General features: G+C 64.5%; 18 protein-coding genes. 11 read left to right on the top strand and 7 right to left on the bottom strand.

Features of this window, described 5'->3' with window-relative positions:
• The gene (gene pcaD / locus BBA01S_RS04120) at positions 1–792 is read left to right on the top strand and encodes a 3-oxoadipate enol-lactonase (protein ID WP_027815322.1); all 792 of its coding nucleotides are present in this window, start codon (positions 1–3) and stop codon (positions 790–792) included.
• On the top strand, positions 789–1,190 hold the full coding sequence (pcaC, locus tag BBA01S_RS04115; RefSeq protein WP_027815321.1) for a 4-carboxymuconolactone decarboxylase: 402 nt from the start codon (positions 789–791) through the stop codon (positions 1,188–1,190). The genes pcaD and pcaC overlap by 4 nt, the downstream gene beginning before the upstream one ends.
• Before the next feature lie 55 nt (positions 1,191–1,245).
• On the opposite strand, the gene BBA01S_RS04110 is transcribed toward pcaC, so the two are convergent.
• Together BBA01S_RS04110 and BBA01S_RS04105 are read right to left on the bottom strand one after the other, a co-directional pair.
• A complete protein-coding gene (locus BBA01S_RS04110; protein ID WP_027815320.1) occupies positions 1,246–1,494 on the bottom strand; it encodes a hypothetical protein in 249 nt (82 codons plus the stop codon).
• 179 nt (positions 1,495–1,673) lie between these two features.
• Entirely contained in the window at positions 1,674–3,002 is a 1,329-nt protein-coding gene (locus BBA01S_RS04105; protein ID WP_027815319.1) for an aspartate aminotransferase family protein, read from the bottom strand.
• Positions 3,003–3,148: 146 nt separating this feature from the next.
• On the opposite strand from BBA01S_RS04105, the gene BBA01S_RS04100 reads away from it, so the two are divergent.
• On the top strand, positions 3,149–4,561 hold the full coding sequence (locus tag BBA01S_RS04100) for an aminotransferase-like domain-containing protein (protein WP_027815318.1): 1,413 nt from the start codon (positions 3,149–3,151) through the stop codon (positions 4,559–4,561).
• A gap of 14 nt (positions 4,562–4,575) precedes the next feature.
• Here BBA01S_RS04100 and BBA01S_RS04095 read toward each other — a convergent pair whose 3' ends face one another.
• The 3 genes from BBA01S_RS04095 to BBA01S_RS04085 form a co-directional block, all read right to left on the bottom strand.
• On the bottom strand, positions 4,576–5,193 hold the full coding sequence (locus BBA01S_RS04095) for a LysE family translocator (protein ID WP_027815317.1): 618 nt from the start codon (positions 5,191–5,193) through the stop codon (positions 4,576–4,578).
• A 175-nt stretch (positions 5,194–5,368) separates the two neighbouring features.
• A complete protein-coding gene (locus tag BBA01S_RS39965) occupies positions 5,369–6,667 on the bottom strand; it encodes an NAD(P)/FAD-dependent oxidoreductase (protein ID WP_042295919.1) in 1,299 nt (432 codons plus the stop codon).
• 102 nt (positions 6,668–6,769) lie between these two features.
• Positions 6,770–7,369 carry a LysE family translocator gene (locus BBA01S_RS04085; protein WP_042295917.1) on the bottom strand — a complete coding sequence of 200 codons (600 nt, stop codon included), beginning with the start codon at positions 7,367–7,369 and terminating at the stop codon, positions 6,770–6,772.
• A gap of 1 nt (position 7,370) precedes the next feature.
• Here BBA01S_RS04085 and BBA01S_RS46665 point away from each other — a divergent pair, with 1 nt between their 5' ends.
• Together BBA01S_RS46665 and BBA01S_RS04080 are read left to right on the top strand one after the other, a co-directional pair.
• Positions 7,371–7,718: a hypothetical protein gene (locus BBA01S_RS46665; protein WP_156965861.1), complete on the top strand. Its 348-nt coding sequence runs from the start codon at positions 7,371–7,373 to the stop codon at positions 7,716–7,718.
• A 137-nt stretch (positions 7,719–7,855) separates the two neighbouring features.
• Entirely contained in the window at positions 7,856–8,899 is a 1,044-nt protein-coding gene (locus tag BBA01S_RS04080) for a peptidoglycan DD-metalloendopeptidase family protein (protein WP_084161806.1), read from the top strand.
• 96 nt (positions 8,900–8,995) lie between these two features.
• Here BBA01S_RS04080 and BBA01S_RS39960 read toward each other — a convergent pair whose 3' ends face one another.
• Complete coding sequence (locus BBA01S_RS39960) at positions 8,996–10,024, bottom strand: LysR family transcriptional regulator (protein ID WP_084161803.1); 1,029 nt, start codon at positions 10,022–10,024, stop codon at positions 8,996–8,998.
• A 155-nt stretch (positions 10,025–10,179) separates the two neighbouring features.
• Between BBA01S_RS39960 and gtdA the strand changes: the two genes are divergently transcribed.
• From gtdA to BBA01S_RS04050, 5 genes are all read left to right on the top strand, one after another.
• On the top strand, positions 10,180–11,223 hold the full coding sequence (gtdA, locus tag BBA01S_RS04070) for a gentisate 1,2-dioxygenase (RefSeq protein WP_027815314.1): 1,044 nt from the start codon (positions 10,180–10,182) through the stop codon (positions 11,221–11,223).
• A gap of 61 nt (positions 11,224–11,284) precedes the next feature.
• On the top strand, positions 11,285–11,983 hold the full coding sequence (locus tag BBA01S_RS04065; protein ID WP_027815313.1) for a fumarylacetoacetate hydrolase family protein: 699 nt from the start codon (positions 11,285–11,287) through the stop codon (positions 11,981–11,983).
• Positions 11,984–12,002: 19 nt separating this feature from the next.
• Complete coding sequence (gene maiA / locus BBA01S_RS04060) at positions 12,003–12,659, top strand: maleylacetoacetate isomerase (protein ID WP_027815312.1); 657 nt, start codon at positions 12,003–12,005, stop codon at positions 12,657–12,659.
• Between the two features lie 22 nt (positions 12,660–12,681).
• A complete protein-coding gene (locus tag BBA01S_RS04055) occupies positions 12,682–13,890 on the top strand; it encodes a 3-hydroxybenzoate 6-monooxygenase (RefSeq protein WP_027815311.1) in 1,209 nt (402 codons plus the stop codon).
• Positions 13,891–14,024: 134 nt separating this feature from the next.
• The gene (locus BBA01S_RS04050; protein ID WP_027815310.1) at positions 14,025–14,432 is read left to right on the top strand and encodes a DUF302 domain-containing protein; all 408 of its coding nucleotides are present in this window, start codon (positions 14,025–14,027) and stop codon (positions 14,430–14,432) included.
• A gap of 421 nt (positions 14,433–14,853) precedes the next feature.
• On the opposite strand, the gene BBA01S_RS04045 is transcribed toward BBA01S_RS04050, so the two are convergent.
• On the bottom strand, positions 14,854–15,111 hold the full coding sequence (locus BBA01S_RS04045; protein WP_027815309.1) for a hypothetical protein: 258 nt from the start codon (positions 15,109–15,111) through the stop codon (positions 14,854–14,856).
• A gap of 581 nt (positions 15,112–15,692) precedes the next feature.
• Here BBA01S_RS04045 and BBA01S_RS04040 point away from each other — a divergent pair.
• Positions 15,693–17,378 (top strand): phospholipase C, encoded by a 1,686-nt coding sequence (locus BBA01S_RS04040; protein ID WP_027815308.1) that lies wholly within the window; start codon positions 15,693–15,695, stop codon positions 17,376–17,378.
• Positions 17,379–17,569: the final 191 nt, after the last annotated feature.

Genomic DNA, 17,569 nt, shown 5'->3' with positions numbered 1-17,569 from the left:
ATGCCTTACGCAGCCGTCAATGACACGCAGCTGTTCTATCGCGTCGATGGTGCCGAAAACACCAACGCGCCGTGGCTGGTTCTGTCGAACTCGCTCGGCAGCGACGTGTCGATGTGGACGCCGCAGCTCGTCGAATTCTCGAAGCACTTCCGTGTGCTGCGCTACGACACGCGCGGCCACGGCCACTCGGCCGCGCCGCAAGGCCCGTACACGATCGAGCAACTGACTGGCGACGTGATCGGCCTGCTCGACCATCTCGGCATCGCGCGCGCGCATTTCTGCGGCGTGTCGATGGGCGGCCTGACGGGCGTGGGTCTCGGCGCGCGTTTCGCGAGCCGCATCGACCGTCTCGTGCTGTGCAACACGGCCGCGAAGATCGGCTCGCCGCAAGTGTGGGAGCCGCGTGCGGCGAAGGCCCGCAACGAAGGCATGCTGGCGCTGGCGGACGCGGTGCTGCCGCGCTGGTTCACGGCCGGATTCATGGAGCGCAACCCGCTCGTGATCGCGCAGGCGCGAGACGTGTTCGTGCACACGGACAAGGACGGCTACGCGGCGAACTGCGACGCGCTCAACGCCGCCGACCTGCGCGGCGAAGCGGCTTCGATCCAGGCGCCGACGCTCGTGATTTCCGGTACGCACGATCTGGCTGCCACGCCCGCACAGGGCCGCGAACTGGCTGAATCGGTGCAGGGCGGCCGTTATGTCGAGCTGAACGCCTCGCACATCTCGAACGTCGAACTGACCGACGAATTTAACAAGGTACTCCTGAACTTCCTGCTGGAGTCGAAATGAACGAAGACGATCGCTACGAAGCCGGACTGAACGTGCGTCGCGCCGTGCTGGGCGACGCGCACGTCGATCGCTCGATCGCCAACCGCACCGAGCTGACCGAGGAATTCCAGAAGCTCATTTCGCGCTATGCGTGGGGCGAGATCTGGACGCGCGAAGGCCTGCCGCGTCATACGCGCAGCCTGCTGACGATCGCGATGATGGTCGCGCTGAACCGCAACGAGGAACTGGCGCTCCATCTGCGTTCGGCGAAGAACAACGGCGTGACGCGCGACGAAATCAAGGAAGTGCTGCTGCAGACCGCGATTTATTGCGGCGTGCCGGCGGCGAATTCGGCATTCCACCTCGCCGATACGATCTTCCGCGCGGAAGACGCATCGGCTGCCGACAAGCCGGCCTGATCGGGCTTGAATCGGGCGTAAATCAGGGCACGCATTGCGCGTGCCCTTAACGTGCTTATTCGGCGGCGTCGTGCTCCGCCACATACCGGCGCAGCACGGCGAGCACCGCCGCATCTTCGGCGCGGCTCGCCTCGTCGCTGGCCGATCCCGCTTCGTCCTCTTCGCCCAGCAGCGCGGGCGGCGCCGCGATCGTCTCGAACTCGCGGCCTTCGCGGAACACGCGGATCGCGTGCGTTGCCGCCGTGTATTCGGCCACCCAATGGACGCCTTCGATATGCGCGCCCACGCGGATCGGTGTCTTCATCGCCATGCCTCCCGCCTTGCGGTTTCCCAGACTCGAAACGATACGCCGATGCCGCGCGCCGTGCGCGAACGATGATCGGACGATAAGCGAACGTATCTGGGCGCGCCGAAAGCAAAACGGCCCGCTCGAAGCGAGCGGGCCGTTTCACCGGCTTGAAACTGCGTCAAATCAGCGACGGGTTACTGCACCTTCGCCAGCACTTCACGCACCGTGCCGAACAGGCGTTCGATCTCTTCCTCGGTGATGATGAGCGGCGGCGAGAACGCCAGGATGTCGCCCGTGAAGCGGATCAGCACGCCCGCTTCGAAGCACTTCACGAACACCTCATAGGCGCGCGCGCCCGGTGCGCCGTCGCGCGAATCCAGCTCGATGCCCGCGACCATGCCGAGGTTGCGCACGTCCTTCACATGCGGCGCATCGCGCAGCGCGTGAGCGGCGGCCTCGAACTTCGGCGCGAGGCTGTGGGCGCGCTCGAACAGGCCTTCGCGGCGATACAGGTCTTGCGTCGCAATCGCAGCGGCGGCGGCCAGCGGGTGCGCCGAATACGTGTAGCCGTGGAACAGCTCGATCGCGCCGGGCGCACCGCTGTTGACCACCGTGTCGTGGATCGTGCGGCTCACGGCCACGCCGCCCATCGGCACGGCGGCGTTGTTGATCGCCTTGGCCATCGTGATGATGTCGGGCGTGACGCCGAAGTATTCGCTCGCCGTGGCCTTGCCCAGGCGGCCGAAGCCCGTGATGACTTCATCGAAAATCAGCACGATGCCGTGCTTCGTGCAGATCTCGCGCAGGCGTTGCAGGTAGCCTTGCGGCGGGATCAGCACGCCCGTCGAACCGGCGACCGGCTCGACGATCACGGCGGCGATGGTCGAGGCGTCGTGCAGCGCGACGATGCGTTCGAGGTCGTCGGCGAGATGCGCGCCCCATGCGGGCTGGCCCTTGGTGAACGCATTCTGTTCGAGATTGTGCGTGTGCGGCAGATGATCGATGGCGGGCAGCAACTGGCCCGAGAACGTCTTGCGGTTCGCGCCGATGCCGCCAACCGAGATGCCGCCGAAGCCCACGCCGTGATAGCCGCGCTCGCGGCCAATCAGCTTGGTGCGCTGGCCTTCACCGCGCGAGCGATGGTAGGCGAGGGCGATCTTCAGCGCCGTATCGACCGATTCCGAACCCGAGTTCGTGAAGAACACGCGATCGAGCCCCTCGGGCATGATCTCGGCGATCTTGCTGGCGGCTTCGAAGGCGAGCGGGTGGCCCATCTGGAAGGTCGGCGCGAAGTCGAGCTTGCCCGCCTGTTGCGCAATCGCCGCGACGATTTCCTCGCGCCCGTGACCGGCGTTCACGCACCACAGACCCGCGCTGCCGTCCATCACTTCACGGCCGTCGGTCGTGCGGTAATACATGCCCTTGGCCGATTCGAGCAGGCGCGGTGCAGCCTTGAACTGGCGGTTGGCCGTGAACGGCATCCAGAACGACGACAGATCGTCGATGACGGGGCGCGAAGTCATGAGTGTTCTCCTCCAAAGTGGTTGGACAGAATGTAGCGTCCGGGCTTGAAGCGCGGCATATACAGTCTCTATACTGCCCTGATAACCGTGCTGGACAATCTGGCTCAACTGTATTGGTCGGCGCGCTCTCCGGCGCTTACATCCCTATGATCGAATTCGAACTGGAACGCGGCCGCGGCGGCGCCGCAACGCTCGTCGAGCAACTGGTGCGGGCCTTTGCGCAGGCCATCGAGGCGAATTCGCTGCGGACGGGCGCGCTGCTGCCATCCGTGCGTCAACTGGCGCAATCGCATGAACTGTCCACCTATACGGTGACGGACGCCTACAACCGCCTGGTGTCGATGGGGCTGGTCGTGGCGCGGCGGGGCTCCGGTTATCGCGTGGCGCCGCGCGAAACCGCCCCACGACCGAGCGCGGCGGTCTGGCAGCCGCCCGCGCTCACGGCCACCTGGCTGCTGTCCGACGTATTCGCCGATCATTCGGTGCCGATCAAGGCGGGCTGCGGCTGGATGCCGGGCGAGTGGATCAACGAAACCGGCCTGCATCACGCGTTGCGCGCGACGAGCCGCGTGCCTGCGGCGCGCCTGGGCGACTACGGGCATCCGTATGGCTTCGCGCCGCTGCGCGAGCGGATCGCCGCGCAACTGGATCGCCAGGGCTTGCCGGTCGAAGTCGGCAATGTGCTGCTCACGCAGGGCGCGACGCAAGGGCTCGACCTGATCGTGCGCACGCTGCTGCGCCCCGGCGACGCGGTGCTGGTCGAAGATCCCGGCTACTGCAACCTGCTGCAGATTCTCAAGCTCGCCGGTCTCACGGTGCATGGCGTGCCGCGCACGCCTGCGGGCCTCGACCTCGACGCGCTGGAGCAGCAGGTCGCCGCGCATCGCCCCAAGGCCATCTTCGTCAACACGACGCTGCAGAACCCCACCGGCGCGACCTACACGATGGCGAACGCGTTCCGCCTGTTGCAGATCGCGGAACGCGAGCGCATGTGGGTCGTGGAGGACGACGTGAGCCGCGAACTCGCCCCGACGGGCGCGCCGCTGCTGGCCGCGATGGAAGGGCTGCGCCGCGTGCTGTACGTGAGCGGTTTTTCGAAGACGGTGACGCCGTCGCTGCGCTGCGGCTACGTGGTCGCCGAGCGCGACGTGCTGCGCGAACTCGCGCGCGCGAAGATGGCGGTGGGGCTGACCTCGTCGGAGACGATCGAGCGCATCGTCGACAAGGTGCTGGTGGAAGGGCGCTACACGCGCCACGTCGAGATCGTGAACGAGCAGTTGAAGACCGCGCATGCGGCGTTCGAGGATCGCATCGATGCGCTTGGGCTGGAGCCGTTTTGCCGGCCGCGCGCGGGCCTGTTCATGCTGGTGCGTTTGCCGGTCGAGGCGTCGCGTGCGAGCGCGATTGCGACCGAGGCGCTGCGCGACGGCATCTGGCTTGCGCCCGGCTCCTACTTCCGGCCCGACGACGCGGCCAGTGCCTGGTTCCGCTTCAATGCGCCGTATTCGCTCGACGATGCGCTCTGGCGGTTCATCGAGCGCATCGGCAGGACGGGTTGAACTGACAGCGCGGCTCAGCGTTGCAGCAGGTGCGCGAGCAGCGGATACATCGACGCGACCAGCGCCAGCGCCATTGCGATGTTGAAAGCGCGCAGGCGTCGCGGATCGGCGAGAAAGCGCCGCATGCCGGTGCCGAATGCGGCCCACACGCAGATGCAGGGCAGGCCGACCACGTAGAACACCACGGCCATCGCCACGGTATTCAGGCCGAAGTCCGTCGACAGGCGGATCGTGGTGGCGGCCGTGAGCACCATCATCCACGCCTTGGGGTTGATCCACTGGAACGCGATGGCTTCGTGAAAGCGCATGGGGCGGCGCTCGCCGGTCTTGAGCTTGATGTCGCCCGACGTGCCGATCTTCCATGCGAGCCACAGCAGATAGGCCACGCTCGCGGTTTCCAGCACCGTGTAGAGCACGGGAATGCGCCGGAACACCTCGCCCAGCCCGAAACCCACCGACAGCATCAGCACCACGACGCCCGCACTGATGCCCAGCATATGCGGCACCGTGCGGCGAAAGCCGAAATTGACGCCGGAGGTCAGCAGCATCGTATTGTTGGGGCCGGGCGTGATGGACGTCACGACCACGAACAGCATGCCTGCGGGCAGCGCGCTGAGCATTTCGGGCAGCATGGGCTAAAGGCTCCAGAGAAAGGACGGAGATCCTGACGAATCGTTGTCGAGCCAGTTTAGCGACAGGTGTCTGTACAGTACCGGTACAGATTGACAGTTGGAAGCCGGTACGGACTAGCCGACGCAATGGCAGACTGTCATGCTGCTTTCCGCGCCCAATGATCCGCTCAAACGATCAGCTTCGAGCCGTAGGCGTCTCCGGCAGCGATATCTCGATGCCCCGGCGATGCAGCGCCGAAAGGACGTGATACACGGCTTTGAAGCACATCACCGGCAATACCGCGCGCCAGCTTCCCCGCAGGTTGCCGGCCAGCAGGTTGACGATGCCGTCGCGCATCCACAGACGGTTGGAGGGCGCCATGAACAGCGTGCGCATGACGGGATCGTTCACGCGGTAGATCAGCCAGCTGATCCTGTCCATGGCCTGCGACAGTTCCTCATTGGCGGCTTGCGCCAGCTTGCGGCCGCGCGCCGGATCGTCGAGCCAGACGTCCGCCACTCCGGCGCCGAGCTCTCCGCCGGTCATCGCCATCAGTACGCCGGTCGAGAACATCGGGTCGACGAAACCGTAAGCATCGCCGATCATCAGAAAACCGTTGCCATTGCCCACACCCGCGCGATAGCTGTAGTTGGCCGTGCTATGGACGTCCGATACGCGCTGGGCGCCCTGCACGCGGGCCGCGACGGTTGGGCTTGCCGCGATGCGTGCGGCGAGCAGTTCGGCAGGCGTGCCCTTGCGTTCTTTCCACGCTGATTGATTGCCGACGAAGCCAATGCTCATCGTGTCGTCGGGCAGCGGGATCAACCAGAACCAGCCGTCCTCCGCGAGATGGATGCTGATATAGCCCTCAAGTTCGCCTTCCCGGCGCGCGACGCCGGTGTAGTGCGCGTAGACGGCTGCCGTGTTGTTGTACTTGTTCGAGGTCTTGACCTTCATTTGCGACGCCAGAAACGTGTCGCGTCCCGAAGCGTCGAGCACGTAACGCGGACGCCATTCGCGCAGCTCGCCCGCTTCGTTCTGGGTCGTCACGGTATGGCGCGCGCCCGATTCGTCCAGGTCGACCGCTGTGACGCGGGCGCGCTCGAAACACCGCGCGCCCAGCGTGGCGGCGCGCTTGAACAGCACGGCGTCGAAGTCCGCGCGCCGCACCTGCCACGCGTGCGTGCGATCCTGGTTCAATGCGTGAGCGAACGGAAACGCGCAGCTGCGGCCCGTACGGTCGGAGACGAATTCCGCACCTGGCTTGTGGACGCCGATCGCGCGCACCTGCTCCAGGATGCCGAGCCGCTCGAAAATGTCGAGATTGCGCGGCAGCAGGCTCTCGCCGATATGGAAGCGGGGATGCGCGTCCTTTTCGACAAGGACGACATCGCGTCCCTTCATCGCCAGGAAGGCCGCGGCCGTGGCGCCGGCAGGGCCGCCGCCGATAATCAGCACGTCGGCCAGGTTCGAATCGCTTTGCGGGGAGTTCATTGCACGGGCTTCCATAAATTGGCGTATTCAACGCGCAAAGCTAAAAGAGACTCGGGCTTGCGAGTCAGGCTATTGATTAGTCACCCTGATCGTTTCCGCGATTCAACGCAGAGCGGACAGCGCAACCGTGACCGAAAATGCGCCGAGTATGAGCGAGGCGCTGCGCAGCAGGTACTTCGGCATGCACGCGCCCGCGCGCCCCGCGCCGATCTGCGCGCCCACGCCGATCCAGAGCAGCCCGACCGGAAACACGAGGGCGACAAACAAGCCTGCCGCTTCGAGCCAGGCCGTGCCGCTCGTGAAGGCGGCCTTGGGAAAAATCGTCCCGCCGAACAGAATTGCTTTCGGATTCAGCAAGGTGGCAAAAAACAGGTCGCGCATGCCGATCACGCGCTGCGTGCCATCGGCGAGTTCCAGCGTCGTGTTCCACAGGCGCACCGCAAGCCAGGCGATGTAAATGGCGCTCGCCACGCGGATCACGGCGGGAAGCCAAGGCAGGCCATGCGCGAGCGTCGTGAGGCTCATGCCCCAGAACGTGATGGCGATGACATAGCCGCACGATTCCGCGAGCGTCAGGCGAGCGGAGCGGCGCAATCCGCTGGTCAGTCCTGCGGTGGCCAGCAGCGTATTGGTGGGGCCGGGCATGATCAGCACCAGAAGCACGCCAGCGAGGAACAAACCAGGGCTGTGAAGTGGAGTCATCGTGTTGTCGGCAAGCGCGTCGCTGCCTGGACATGAAATCTGCGGAAGTGGCGGGCGGCAACGCGGGAAATGGGGCGCGCCGCGTGGAGCAATTTGCGTTCCCGATCGGGGGCTGAAACAGGCTGATCGGCTAGCCGACGACCTGCGGCGAACGATCGCGGTATTTTGCCATCGCGTACGCCTGGCGCGCACATGCGCCCTGGGTTTCAGGCAAATACCTGATTTATCGGAAGATTGGTTTTTTCAATCAACCGGCATTGCGCAGATCGACGGGGTTGCAACATCATTCATCAATCGTCTGCAAATTACGTGTAACTTCCTGTTAAAAACAGGGATTCAACATTTTTGACGTTTTTTAAGTTTCGCTTAAGAATCGTCCATTAGTCTCGGTGCCTTCGCTCATCGGCGCTGCAACGGTGCCGGTGTCTCTTCGAAAGTCGCGCGTCGCGCGCGCGGCTTTCTGCCAAGTATTTCCGTACCCAGTAGATGCCCAAGCTCGTATCGACGACATCTTCGGGAGTCGCGGGCAAAGCGTTCATCGTGGCCGCTCTCAGCACGGCCTGCACAGCATGGCTTTCGCACCAGATGCCGAGCCAGTCCGTCGATGTCTCGCTGCATGCATCCGACGACCTGCCCGAGCAACTGGCGCGCCGTGCTTCCGCACCTGCCGCCGCTGTCCCTGCCCCCGTTCCCGCTGCCCTTCTGGTTGGGCCGCCCGCACCCGCTTTTCGCGTCGAGACCGTGCAGGTCACGCACAGCTTCTCCGAAGCCGCCGACCAGTTGGGCATTGACGCCGCGACCACGGCGAAGCTCGCGCATGCGCTGCAAGGGCGTCTCGACTTCCGCCGCGACCTGCAGCCCGGCAGCGAAGTGCGCTTCGTGTTCCGCAACGACGCGAGCGCTGCAACGGTCGCGACTGCATCGAAGACGTCGGACGCCAATGACACGCCGGTCGCGATGCGCATTTCGACGGGCAAGGAATCGCACGACCTGTTCCTGTTTCGCAAGCTCGACGGCAAGGCGTTCTATTACTCCGCCGACGGCAAGCCGGCCACGCCGACCTTCCTGCGTTATCCCGTGAACTTCACGCGCGTGTCGTCGGATTTCTCGCCGCTGCGGCTCGACCCCGTCACGCATCGCTGGGCGGCGCACGAAGGCGTCGATCTCGCCGCGCCCATCGGCACGCCCGTGCGCGCGACCGCGCAGGGCACGGTGACGTTCGCGGGCTGGGAACTTGGCTATGGCCGCGTCATCAAGATCAAGAATTTCGGCGACTACTCGACGACCTTCGCGCATCTTTCGCGTTTCGCGAAGTCACTGAAAGCCGGAGCGCAGGTGAAGCAGGGCGACGTAATCGGCTATGTCGGCAAGACCGGCTGGGCGACCGGCCCGCATCTGCACTACGAGGTGCACGTGGACAATGTGCCGCAAGACCCGCTGACCGTCGACCTGCCCGTGCGCACCGCGCTGGACGGCGACGACAAGCAGCACTTTGCGCAGCAAGTCCAGAAGATCGCGCCGCTGCTTTAAGCGCGCGTCGAGTTGCGTAATTCAGGCGCGTAATACCGCCGCGCAATTCAGTTGCGCAATTCAAGCCTGCAATTCATGCATGCACAGCGGGCGCGTTCAACGATCGATCGCGCTCGTCCGTTTCCTGCCTGCCCGCTTCGGGCGGGGCATTGCGCGCCCGCCGTCATTCTCCGCTTCATCGATCTCGACGTCGCTATCGGGATCTTCCGCGCCGATGCGTGCGCACGCACGCAAATGCTCCAGCGCAAGCGCCACCGCGACGCGGTTCACGCTGTCCGCGCGCCAGTACATCGACACCGATCCAAAGCCCGTCAGCCGCATCGGCAGCACGCATAGCGCGTTGAGCCGCGCAAAGCGCATGGCCGCGCGATGCGAGGCCACGCCCAGCAGTTCGGTCTGGTTGAGCAGCGTGACGTTGAGAATCGACGAGTTCGATTCCACGCAATGACGCGGCAGGCCGCGTCCCGCCGCCGCGAGCGCTGTCTCCAGCGCCTTGCGCACCGGCGTGCCCTCCGGCCAGATGATCCACGGATACGCGAACGCATCGTCCCAGCCAATCGCACTTCGTGAGGCGAGCGGATGCTCCAGCCCCGAGACGAAATTGATGCGCTCGCGATAGAGCACTTCGCCTTCGAGCAGCGGGTCGATGGCGTCGCTGGACGTGCGTCCGACCACGATATCGAGTTCGCCGCGCACGAGCTGCGGCATCATCAGGTTCATGGTGCTCTCGACGAGGCGCACCTGTGCGCGCGGCAAGTCCTTCACGAGCCGCGCGACGGCCATCGGCACCGTATCCGCCGCCGACACCCCCGACGTCCCAATCGCCACCAGCCCGCTGCCGCCATCGCGTTGCGCCGCGAGATCGTCGCGTGCGCTGTCCAGATGGCCGGCGATGCGCCGCGCGTGCGCGATCAGCGCCTCGCCATAAGACGTGGGCCGCAGCCCGCGCGCGTGCCGCTCGAACAGCGGCAGGCCGATGTCCTCCTCCAGTTCCTTGAGCCACTTCGACAGCGCGGGCTGCGTGGTGTTGAGCGCTGCCGCGGACTGGCTCAGGTTGCCCGTTTCGCCGACCTTCAGCAGCAATTCCAGATGCCGCAGCCGCAGCCGATGAGTCCAGTCCGTCATGTCGCGCGCCCCAAGGTATATCCAGAAATATATGGATGAGATGAATTTGTCATTTTACAGGGTATGGCTCGCGGATCTATAAATTCAATCGTTGCAGATCGAATCCGGCCGCGCGAGAAAAACGACAGACGCGCGCCGATATAAAGGAGACACCGATGTCGACGGTACAGAACGAATCCCGCGCCGCCTATTACGAGCGCATCGCGCGCCAGCAACTGTCCCCGCTGTGGGAGTCGCTGCACACGCTCGTCTCGGCGTCGCCGCAACCGAAGGCGCAGCCCGCGCACTGGCAATACGCGCAGATCCGCGAACTGGTCATGCAGGCGGGCAGCGTCATCAGCGCCGCCGAAGCCGTGCGCCGCGTGCTGGTGATGGAGAATCCCGGCCTGCCGGGCAAGTCGGCGGTCACGCCCAATCTCTACGCCGGCCTGCAATTGATCCTGCCCGGCGAGATCGCGCCGAGCCATCGGCACACCCAGTCGGCGCTGCGCTTCATCGTGGAAGGCAAGGGCGCGTGGACGGCCGTGAACGGCGAGCGCACCACCATGCACCCGGGCGACTTCATCATCACGCCGTCGTGGACGTGGCACGACCACGGCAATCCTTCGCTCGACGAAGGCGGCGAACCGGTGATCTGGCTCGACGGCCTGGATATTCCGCTGGTCGCGCATCTCGATGCGAGTTTCGCCGAGAACTTCCCCGAAGACACCCAGCCGCTCACGCGCCCCGAAGGCGACAGCTTCGCGCGTTACGGCAGCAACATGCTGCCGGTGCGCCACAAGGTGAGCGACCCGACTTCGCCGATCTTCAGTTATCCGTACGAACGCAGCCGCGAGGCGCTTGACACGCTTTACCGCCACGGCGATCTCGACGCATGGGACGGTGTGAAGCTGCGTTACGTCAATCCCGCCACGGGCGGCTGGCCAATGCCGACCATCGCCACGTTCATGCAGTTCCTGCCGAAGGATTTCCGCGGCCGCACGTACCGCAGCACGGACGCCACCGTCTACAGCGTGGTCGAAGGGCGGGGCACGGCACATATCGGCGACAAGGCATTCGAATTCGCGCCGCACGATGTTTTCGTTGCGCCCTCGTGGACGCCGGTGCGTCTCGACGCCGACGAAGACTGCGTGCTGTTCAGCTATTCGGATCGTCCGGTCATGGCCGCGCTGAACCTGCTGCGCGAATCGCGCAGCTGATCGGCTTTTATTTCCGGCGCCGCCGCGCCATTCCTTCATTTAAACGAGTATTCAGAACATCATGGCATTCGTCTTCACACCCGAGGCACCCGTTGCCGTTCCCGTCGCCGGTTCAAGCGACCATTTCGCCGTGCGCCGCGTCTATTGCGTCGGCCGCAACTACGCAGCGCATGCGCGCGAAATGGGCTTCGATCCCGACCGCGAACCGCCGTTCTTCTTCTGCAAGCCCGGCGATTCGATCGTGCCCGTCGCCGATGGCGAAACGCTCGAACTGGCCTATCCGGCACAGACGTCGAATTACCACTACGAAGCGGAGCTGGTCGCGGTGATCGGCAAGAGCGGCGCGGACATCGCCGTCGAGAACGCGCTTGAATACGTGTGGGGCTACGCAGTCGGCCTCGACATGACGCGCCGCGACCTGCAAATGAAAATGCGCGAAATGGGCCGTCCTTGGGAAATCGGCAAGGCTTTCGACCGTTCCGCGCCGATGGGCCCGATCCATCGCGCGAGCGAAGTCGGCCATTTCGAACAAGCCGGGCTCTGGCTGACCGTTGATGGCGCAACGAAGCAGAAAAGCGATGTTTCGCACCTGATCTGGTCGGTAGCGGAAACGGTTGCGTATCTCTCGAAGTTTTTCCGCCTGGAACCGGGTGACGTGATTTTCACGGGCACGCCCGAAGGCGTAGGCCCGGTCAAGGCGGGCGAGACGATGAAGGTGGGCGTCGAACGCCTGGGCGAACTGAGCGTGCGCGTGGTCTAAGGCAGCAGGAGTATCGATCGTGGAGCTTTACAGTTTTTTCAATAGCTCGACGTCCTGGCGCGTGCGCATTGCGCTCGCGCTCAAGGGACTCGACTACACCACGCTGCCGGTGAATATCCGCACGCTCGCGCATCGCGAGACGCCGTATGTGAGCGAGGTGAATGCCTCGGCGGCGGTGCCCGCACTCGCGGACGATGCGTTGGGCGCGGGCGGCCCGCTCGGGCAGTCGCTCGCGATCATCGACTGGCTCGATGCGCGGCATCCCGAGCCGCGCCTGATTCCGGCTGATACGTTGCTGCGAGCTCGTGTGCTCGAATTCGCGAACCTGATCGCCTGCGATATTCACCCCATTAACAATCTGCGCGTGCTGCGCTATTTGCAGGACGTGCTGAAGGTCACGCCGCAGCAGAAGGACGACTGGTATCGCCACTGGATCGCCGAAGGCATGGCGGGCGTCGAGCGCCTGCTCGTGCGTGCAGGCAACCAGGGGCCGTGGTGCTTCGGCGCGCAGCCTACGCTGGCGGATTGCTGCCTGATTCCGCAGATCGGCAACGCCTTGCGCATGGGCTGCGACCTCAAGGCGTATCCGCGTGCGCTGGCGGTGTACGAGCATGCGCAGGCGCAGCCGGCATTCATTCAGGCGCAGCCGCAACGGCAGCCCGACTATATCGCGTGATCCGGTCAGAGGAGACATTGACATGAGTACAACGAATCAAACCGGGCCGCGCGTGATCGTGGTGGGCGGCGGCATTGGCGGGCTGGCGGCGGCGCTCGCGCTTGCACGCCGCAACGTGCGCGTGCTGCTGCTGGAGCAGGCCGAAAAGATCGGCGAAATCGGCGCAGGCATCCAGCTCGGCCCCAATGCGTTTCATGCGCTCGACGCGCTGGGCGCGGGCGATGCGGCGCGCGAGCGCGCCGTCTATACCGACTGCCTCAACCTGATGGACGCGACCGACGCGAGCGAAGTGGCGCGCATTGAAACCGGCGCACGTTTTCGCGAGCGCTTCGGCAATCCGTATGCGGTGATCCATCGTGCGGACATTCATCTGTCGATCCTCGAAGCGGTGCAGGGCAATCCGCTGATCCAGTTCCGCACCAGCACGCAGGTGCAGTCGCTCGAACAGGACGAGCGCGGCGTGACGCTCACCGACCAGCACGGCGAGCGTTACCGCGCCGATGCAGTGATCGGCTGCGACGGCGTCAAATCGGCGATCCGCGCGAAGCTGATCGGCGACGCCGCGCGCGTGACGGGCCACGTGGTCTATCGCGCCGTGGTGGAAACGCAGAACATGCCTGAGGATCTGCGCATCAACGCGCCCGTGGTGTGGGCCGGCCCGCATTGCCACCTCGTGCACTATCCGCTGCGCGGCGGCCGCCAGTACAACCTGGTGGTGACGTTCCATAGCCGCGAACAGGAAGAGTGGGGCGTGCGCGACGGCAGCAAGGAAGAGGTGCTGTCGTATTTCGAGGGCGTGCATGAGAAGCCGCGCCAGATGCTCGATCGGCCGACGTCGTGGCGGCGCTGGGCGACGGCTGATCGCGATCCCGTCGAGCGCTGGAGTTTTGGCCGTGCCACGCTGCTCGGCGACGCCGCGCATCCGATGACGCAATATATTGCGCAGGGCGCGTGTCAGGCCCTTGAGGACGCCGTGGCGCTGGGCGCTGCCTTCGAAGCCGCTGACGGCGACTTCGAAAAAGCTTTCGCGATCTACGAAAAGGCGCGCATTCCGCGCGCGGCGCGCGTGCTGTATTCGGCCCGGGAAATGGGCCGTATCTATCACGCGAAAGGCGTCGAGCGACTGGTGCGCAACGCGCTGTGGGACGGGCGCACGCAGGAGCAGTTCTACGACGCCTTGCAGTGGCTCTATGGCTGGCGCGAAGAAAACTGCTTGCAGGGCGCGCTATAAAAAAATCAACACGGCGCGAACAAATTCGCGCCTGTTGCCAGCCGTGCACCGTTTTCGTCTTCAGAGTGGCCGCTTTATGGACTACAGTGCGAGAGCACGCAGTCACGCGTGACGTCCACCAAGGAGCACAAGCCATGACGACCGGGCACGGGCAACACCCCTCATCCGTCGTGACGCTCAAGAGCGCCCACGACTTCGACGCGACGATCGCCCGTATCAGGACCGCACTCGATGGTGTAGGCGCCGTCGTGTTCGCCGACATAGACCAGCGCGAGGCCGCCGCGCTCGTGGGCATGGAACTGCGGCGCACGCGGCTGATCCTGTTCGGCAATCCCAAGGCAGGCACGCCGATCATGGCGGCCAATCCGCATTCGGCGCTTGAATTGCCGCTGCGGCTCGTGGTGTGGGAGGACGATACCGGTCACACCCATGTGGACTATCGCGACGTCTCGCAGACTCTCGGGCCGCTCTACGCCATTGCGCCCGAATTGCTCGCGCCGCTGCAGCGTATCGCGGGGCTGTTGCAGAACACGGTGCAGTAGTACGTTGCGCCCTTCGTCCAGCGCTTAAAGAAATCGCTCGTGTGGCACCCTGTAACCAGGCAGGACGGGGGCTGCAAGGACGCATGCCTGCACAAGGTTAACAGGCAATAGACCGATCTGCGCCAGCGCGATCACGTTGGTTGCGTGCGCATCGTTCTGCGCCGCTATCGAGGCTCGCGAGTTTCCTGTTGACGCTGGAAGAAAACGGGCTGCCGCGTCCCGAGGCCGCGGCGCTAGAGGCCAGTCCGCATCGACGTGCCACGCAGGGAATGTCCCATGCTTTCCGCGGGAAAAGGCCCGCAATCGACCCGCGCCCGGCACACGCAAGACGCATAGCTTGGCGCTGCCGGTTTCGCAGCGCTAGAACACCCTGAATGAAGGCGTTTCGCGAGTTTGCGACAACGCCTTCATATCCCGATCTTTACTGCCCGAAATAAATGTCGCAGTCCGAACGAGGCCAGCAGGCCTTGCCGATGCGATGACCCGATGCGCTGCGCGTATCGGTCATGCCGCCATACGACATATCGGTGCCTGCCTGGGCGGACGCGTTTGCATCGTTAGTCATCATCTGGTGCGCGCGTTCCTGCGAAACGGGCTCGTCTTTCGCCTGGGCCGTGCCCGGCGCGGTTGCGCTCGCCAGTGCCACGAAGGCGGCGAGAAACGCCAATCGGATCTTCATTTCCACACTCCTTCTTGAACGCCGGGGCCGCATCACGCGCCTCGCAGAACGTGACGCGACAAGACGCAATGCCCGGCGCGCGCACGGCATGCATTGCCGCGCCGTGCGCGCTCTCGAGGAAGGCCGGAATGCCGGCGCGATCGCCAGGCTGCCGAACGTGTTAGCTCAAGCCTTACAAAAGGCTTTTAAAAAGGCCTTACCAAAGGCCTTACATAGAAGGCCCGCCTCCGCCGGATCGGGAGGCGGCGCAGCGCGGCGCGGCGCAAGAAGAAGGGGATGGAGCGGGCGCGCAGAGAACGTCCACGCTGCAATTCCAGTTATAGCTCGCGCGCGGACGAGTGCAAAACGCCTCCTTCCCACATGTTGTTAAAACTTCCCGATGCTTTCTAAATTGAAATGAAGCGAAAGCTTAAGGAAATGGAATGGTCGCCGTGTAGTCATGTTCGGATGTTGTAATTCGCTCGCCCTGATGTCTGGCGCATTACCTGAAACGCGCTCAATACGAAAGGCAGCCCCACACGTCTGGTATGACGCGTCCAGGACTCTAAAACCAACTCGAAGAATCGATGGAGCCCAACAACATGTATCGCCGAGCATTACTCGCCGTGCCGTGCGCTGGCCTTGCCGCCGCACTGTTCGCGTGCGGCAGCAGCAACTCGAACAATGGGTCGTCCGCTACCGCGGCGGTGTCCGCGCAAGACGCTCTTACGACCGCTACGCCGATCAAGCATCTCGTGGTGATCTATGGCGAGAACGTCTCGTTCGACCACTACTTCGCGACCTACCCGAACTCGACGAACCCGTCGGGCGAGCCGGCTTTCACGGCCGCTTCGGGCACGCCGAGCGTCAACGGCCTGACGGGTACGCTCCTCACGTCGAACCCGAACTTCACGAACACGGCCAACGGCACGAACGCAGCGAACCCGTTCCGCCTGGATCGTTCGCAGGCCGCCACGGCTGACCAGAACCACGCCTACACCGCCGAGCAGCAAGCCGGCGACAACGGCGCACTCGACCTGTTCCCGAAGTACACGGGTAACGGCACGAGCGGCGGCGCAGGCGCCTTCGGCACGAAGGGCCAGGTGATGGGTTACTACGACGGCAACACCGTCACGGCGCTGTGGAACTACGCGCAGAAGTACGCGATGAGCGACAATGCGTGGACGACGACCTACGGCCCGTCGACGCCGGGCGCACTCGAAGTCGTGTCGGGCCAGACCAACGGTCTTGAGCTCGTCAACTCGTCGAAGCAGCCGGCTACGGCCACGACCTCGTCCTACTACATCCAGGACGGCGTGGGCGGCCTCACGATGATCAACGACGTCGATCCGGGCTACGACACCTGCTCTAGCACGACCGACTCGGGCATGATCAACGCGCTCAACATCGGCGACCTGCTGAACGGCCAGAAGATCAGCTGGGGCGGCTTCATGGGCGGCTTCAACCTCCAGACCGTGAACGCCAACGGCACGACGGGTTGCAAGCGCAGCACGACGGCCACGGCCGTCAACGCAGCAACGGCCGACTACATCCCGCACCACAACTGGTTCCAGTACTTCAAGTCGACGTCGAACCCGCAGCACACGCGTCCGAGCTCGACGGCTGCGATCGGTTCGAGCCTCGAAACCGACGGCAAGACGGCTGAGCCGGCCAACCACCAGTACGACACGGATGACTTCTTTGCCGCTGTGAAGGCCGGCAACTATCCGTCGGTGAACTTCCTGAAGGCTCCGGCTGCACAGGACGCGCACGCTGGCTACTCGGATCCGCTCGACGAACAGGCGTTCGTCACGAAGGTCGTCAACTTCCTGATGCAGCAGCCGGACTGGAAGAACACGCTCGTCGTCGTGACCTATGACGATTCGGACGGCTGGTACGACCACCAGTACATGGCGCCGGTTCACTCGTCGCTGGCAGCAGCTGACCAGCTTGGCGGCAACGGCGTGTGCGGTTCGGGCACCCAGCCGACGGGTATTGCAGGCTCGCCGGTCAACGGCCGCTGCGGCCCGGGCACGCGTATCCCGTTCGTCGTGATCTCGCCGTATGCGAAGACGAACTACGTCGATCACACGTTCATCGACCAGGCTTCGGTGGTTCGCTTCATCGAAGACAACTGGCTCGGCGGCGCACGTCTGGGCGGCGGTTCGTTCGACGCAGCAGCCGGCGACCTGCGCGGCATGCTGAACCTGACGGGCACGCCTGTCACGACGCCGCTGTACCTCGACACGGCGCTCGGTACGCAAGTGAGCTCCGCACCGGCGAACTGATCGCTGCCCGGCGCGAGACCTGGTTGCGCGCGCATCGATCCAGTCGATCCGATGCGTGCGTGCACCCGGTCTTCGCGCCGGGTTTTCGCCGTTTATTCAGGCCGGTTCGGGCAATACGAACCGGTACAGGTAGAGTCCGACGCCGTGTCGTGCGCCATTGGTTAACACCGGGTGCCCACGGCTTTCGGCAT

It is taken from the genome of Paraburkholderia bannensis NBRC 103871, assembly GCF_000685015.1.
GTDB lineage: Bacteria > Pseudomonadota > Gammaproteobacteria > Burkholderiales > Burkholderiaceae > Paraburkholderia > Paraburkholderia bannensis.
Note: the sequence above shows the minus strand (reverse complement) of the source record. Positions and strands in the feature narration are given on the sequence as shown.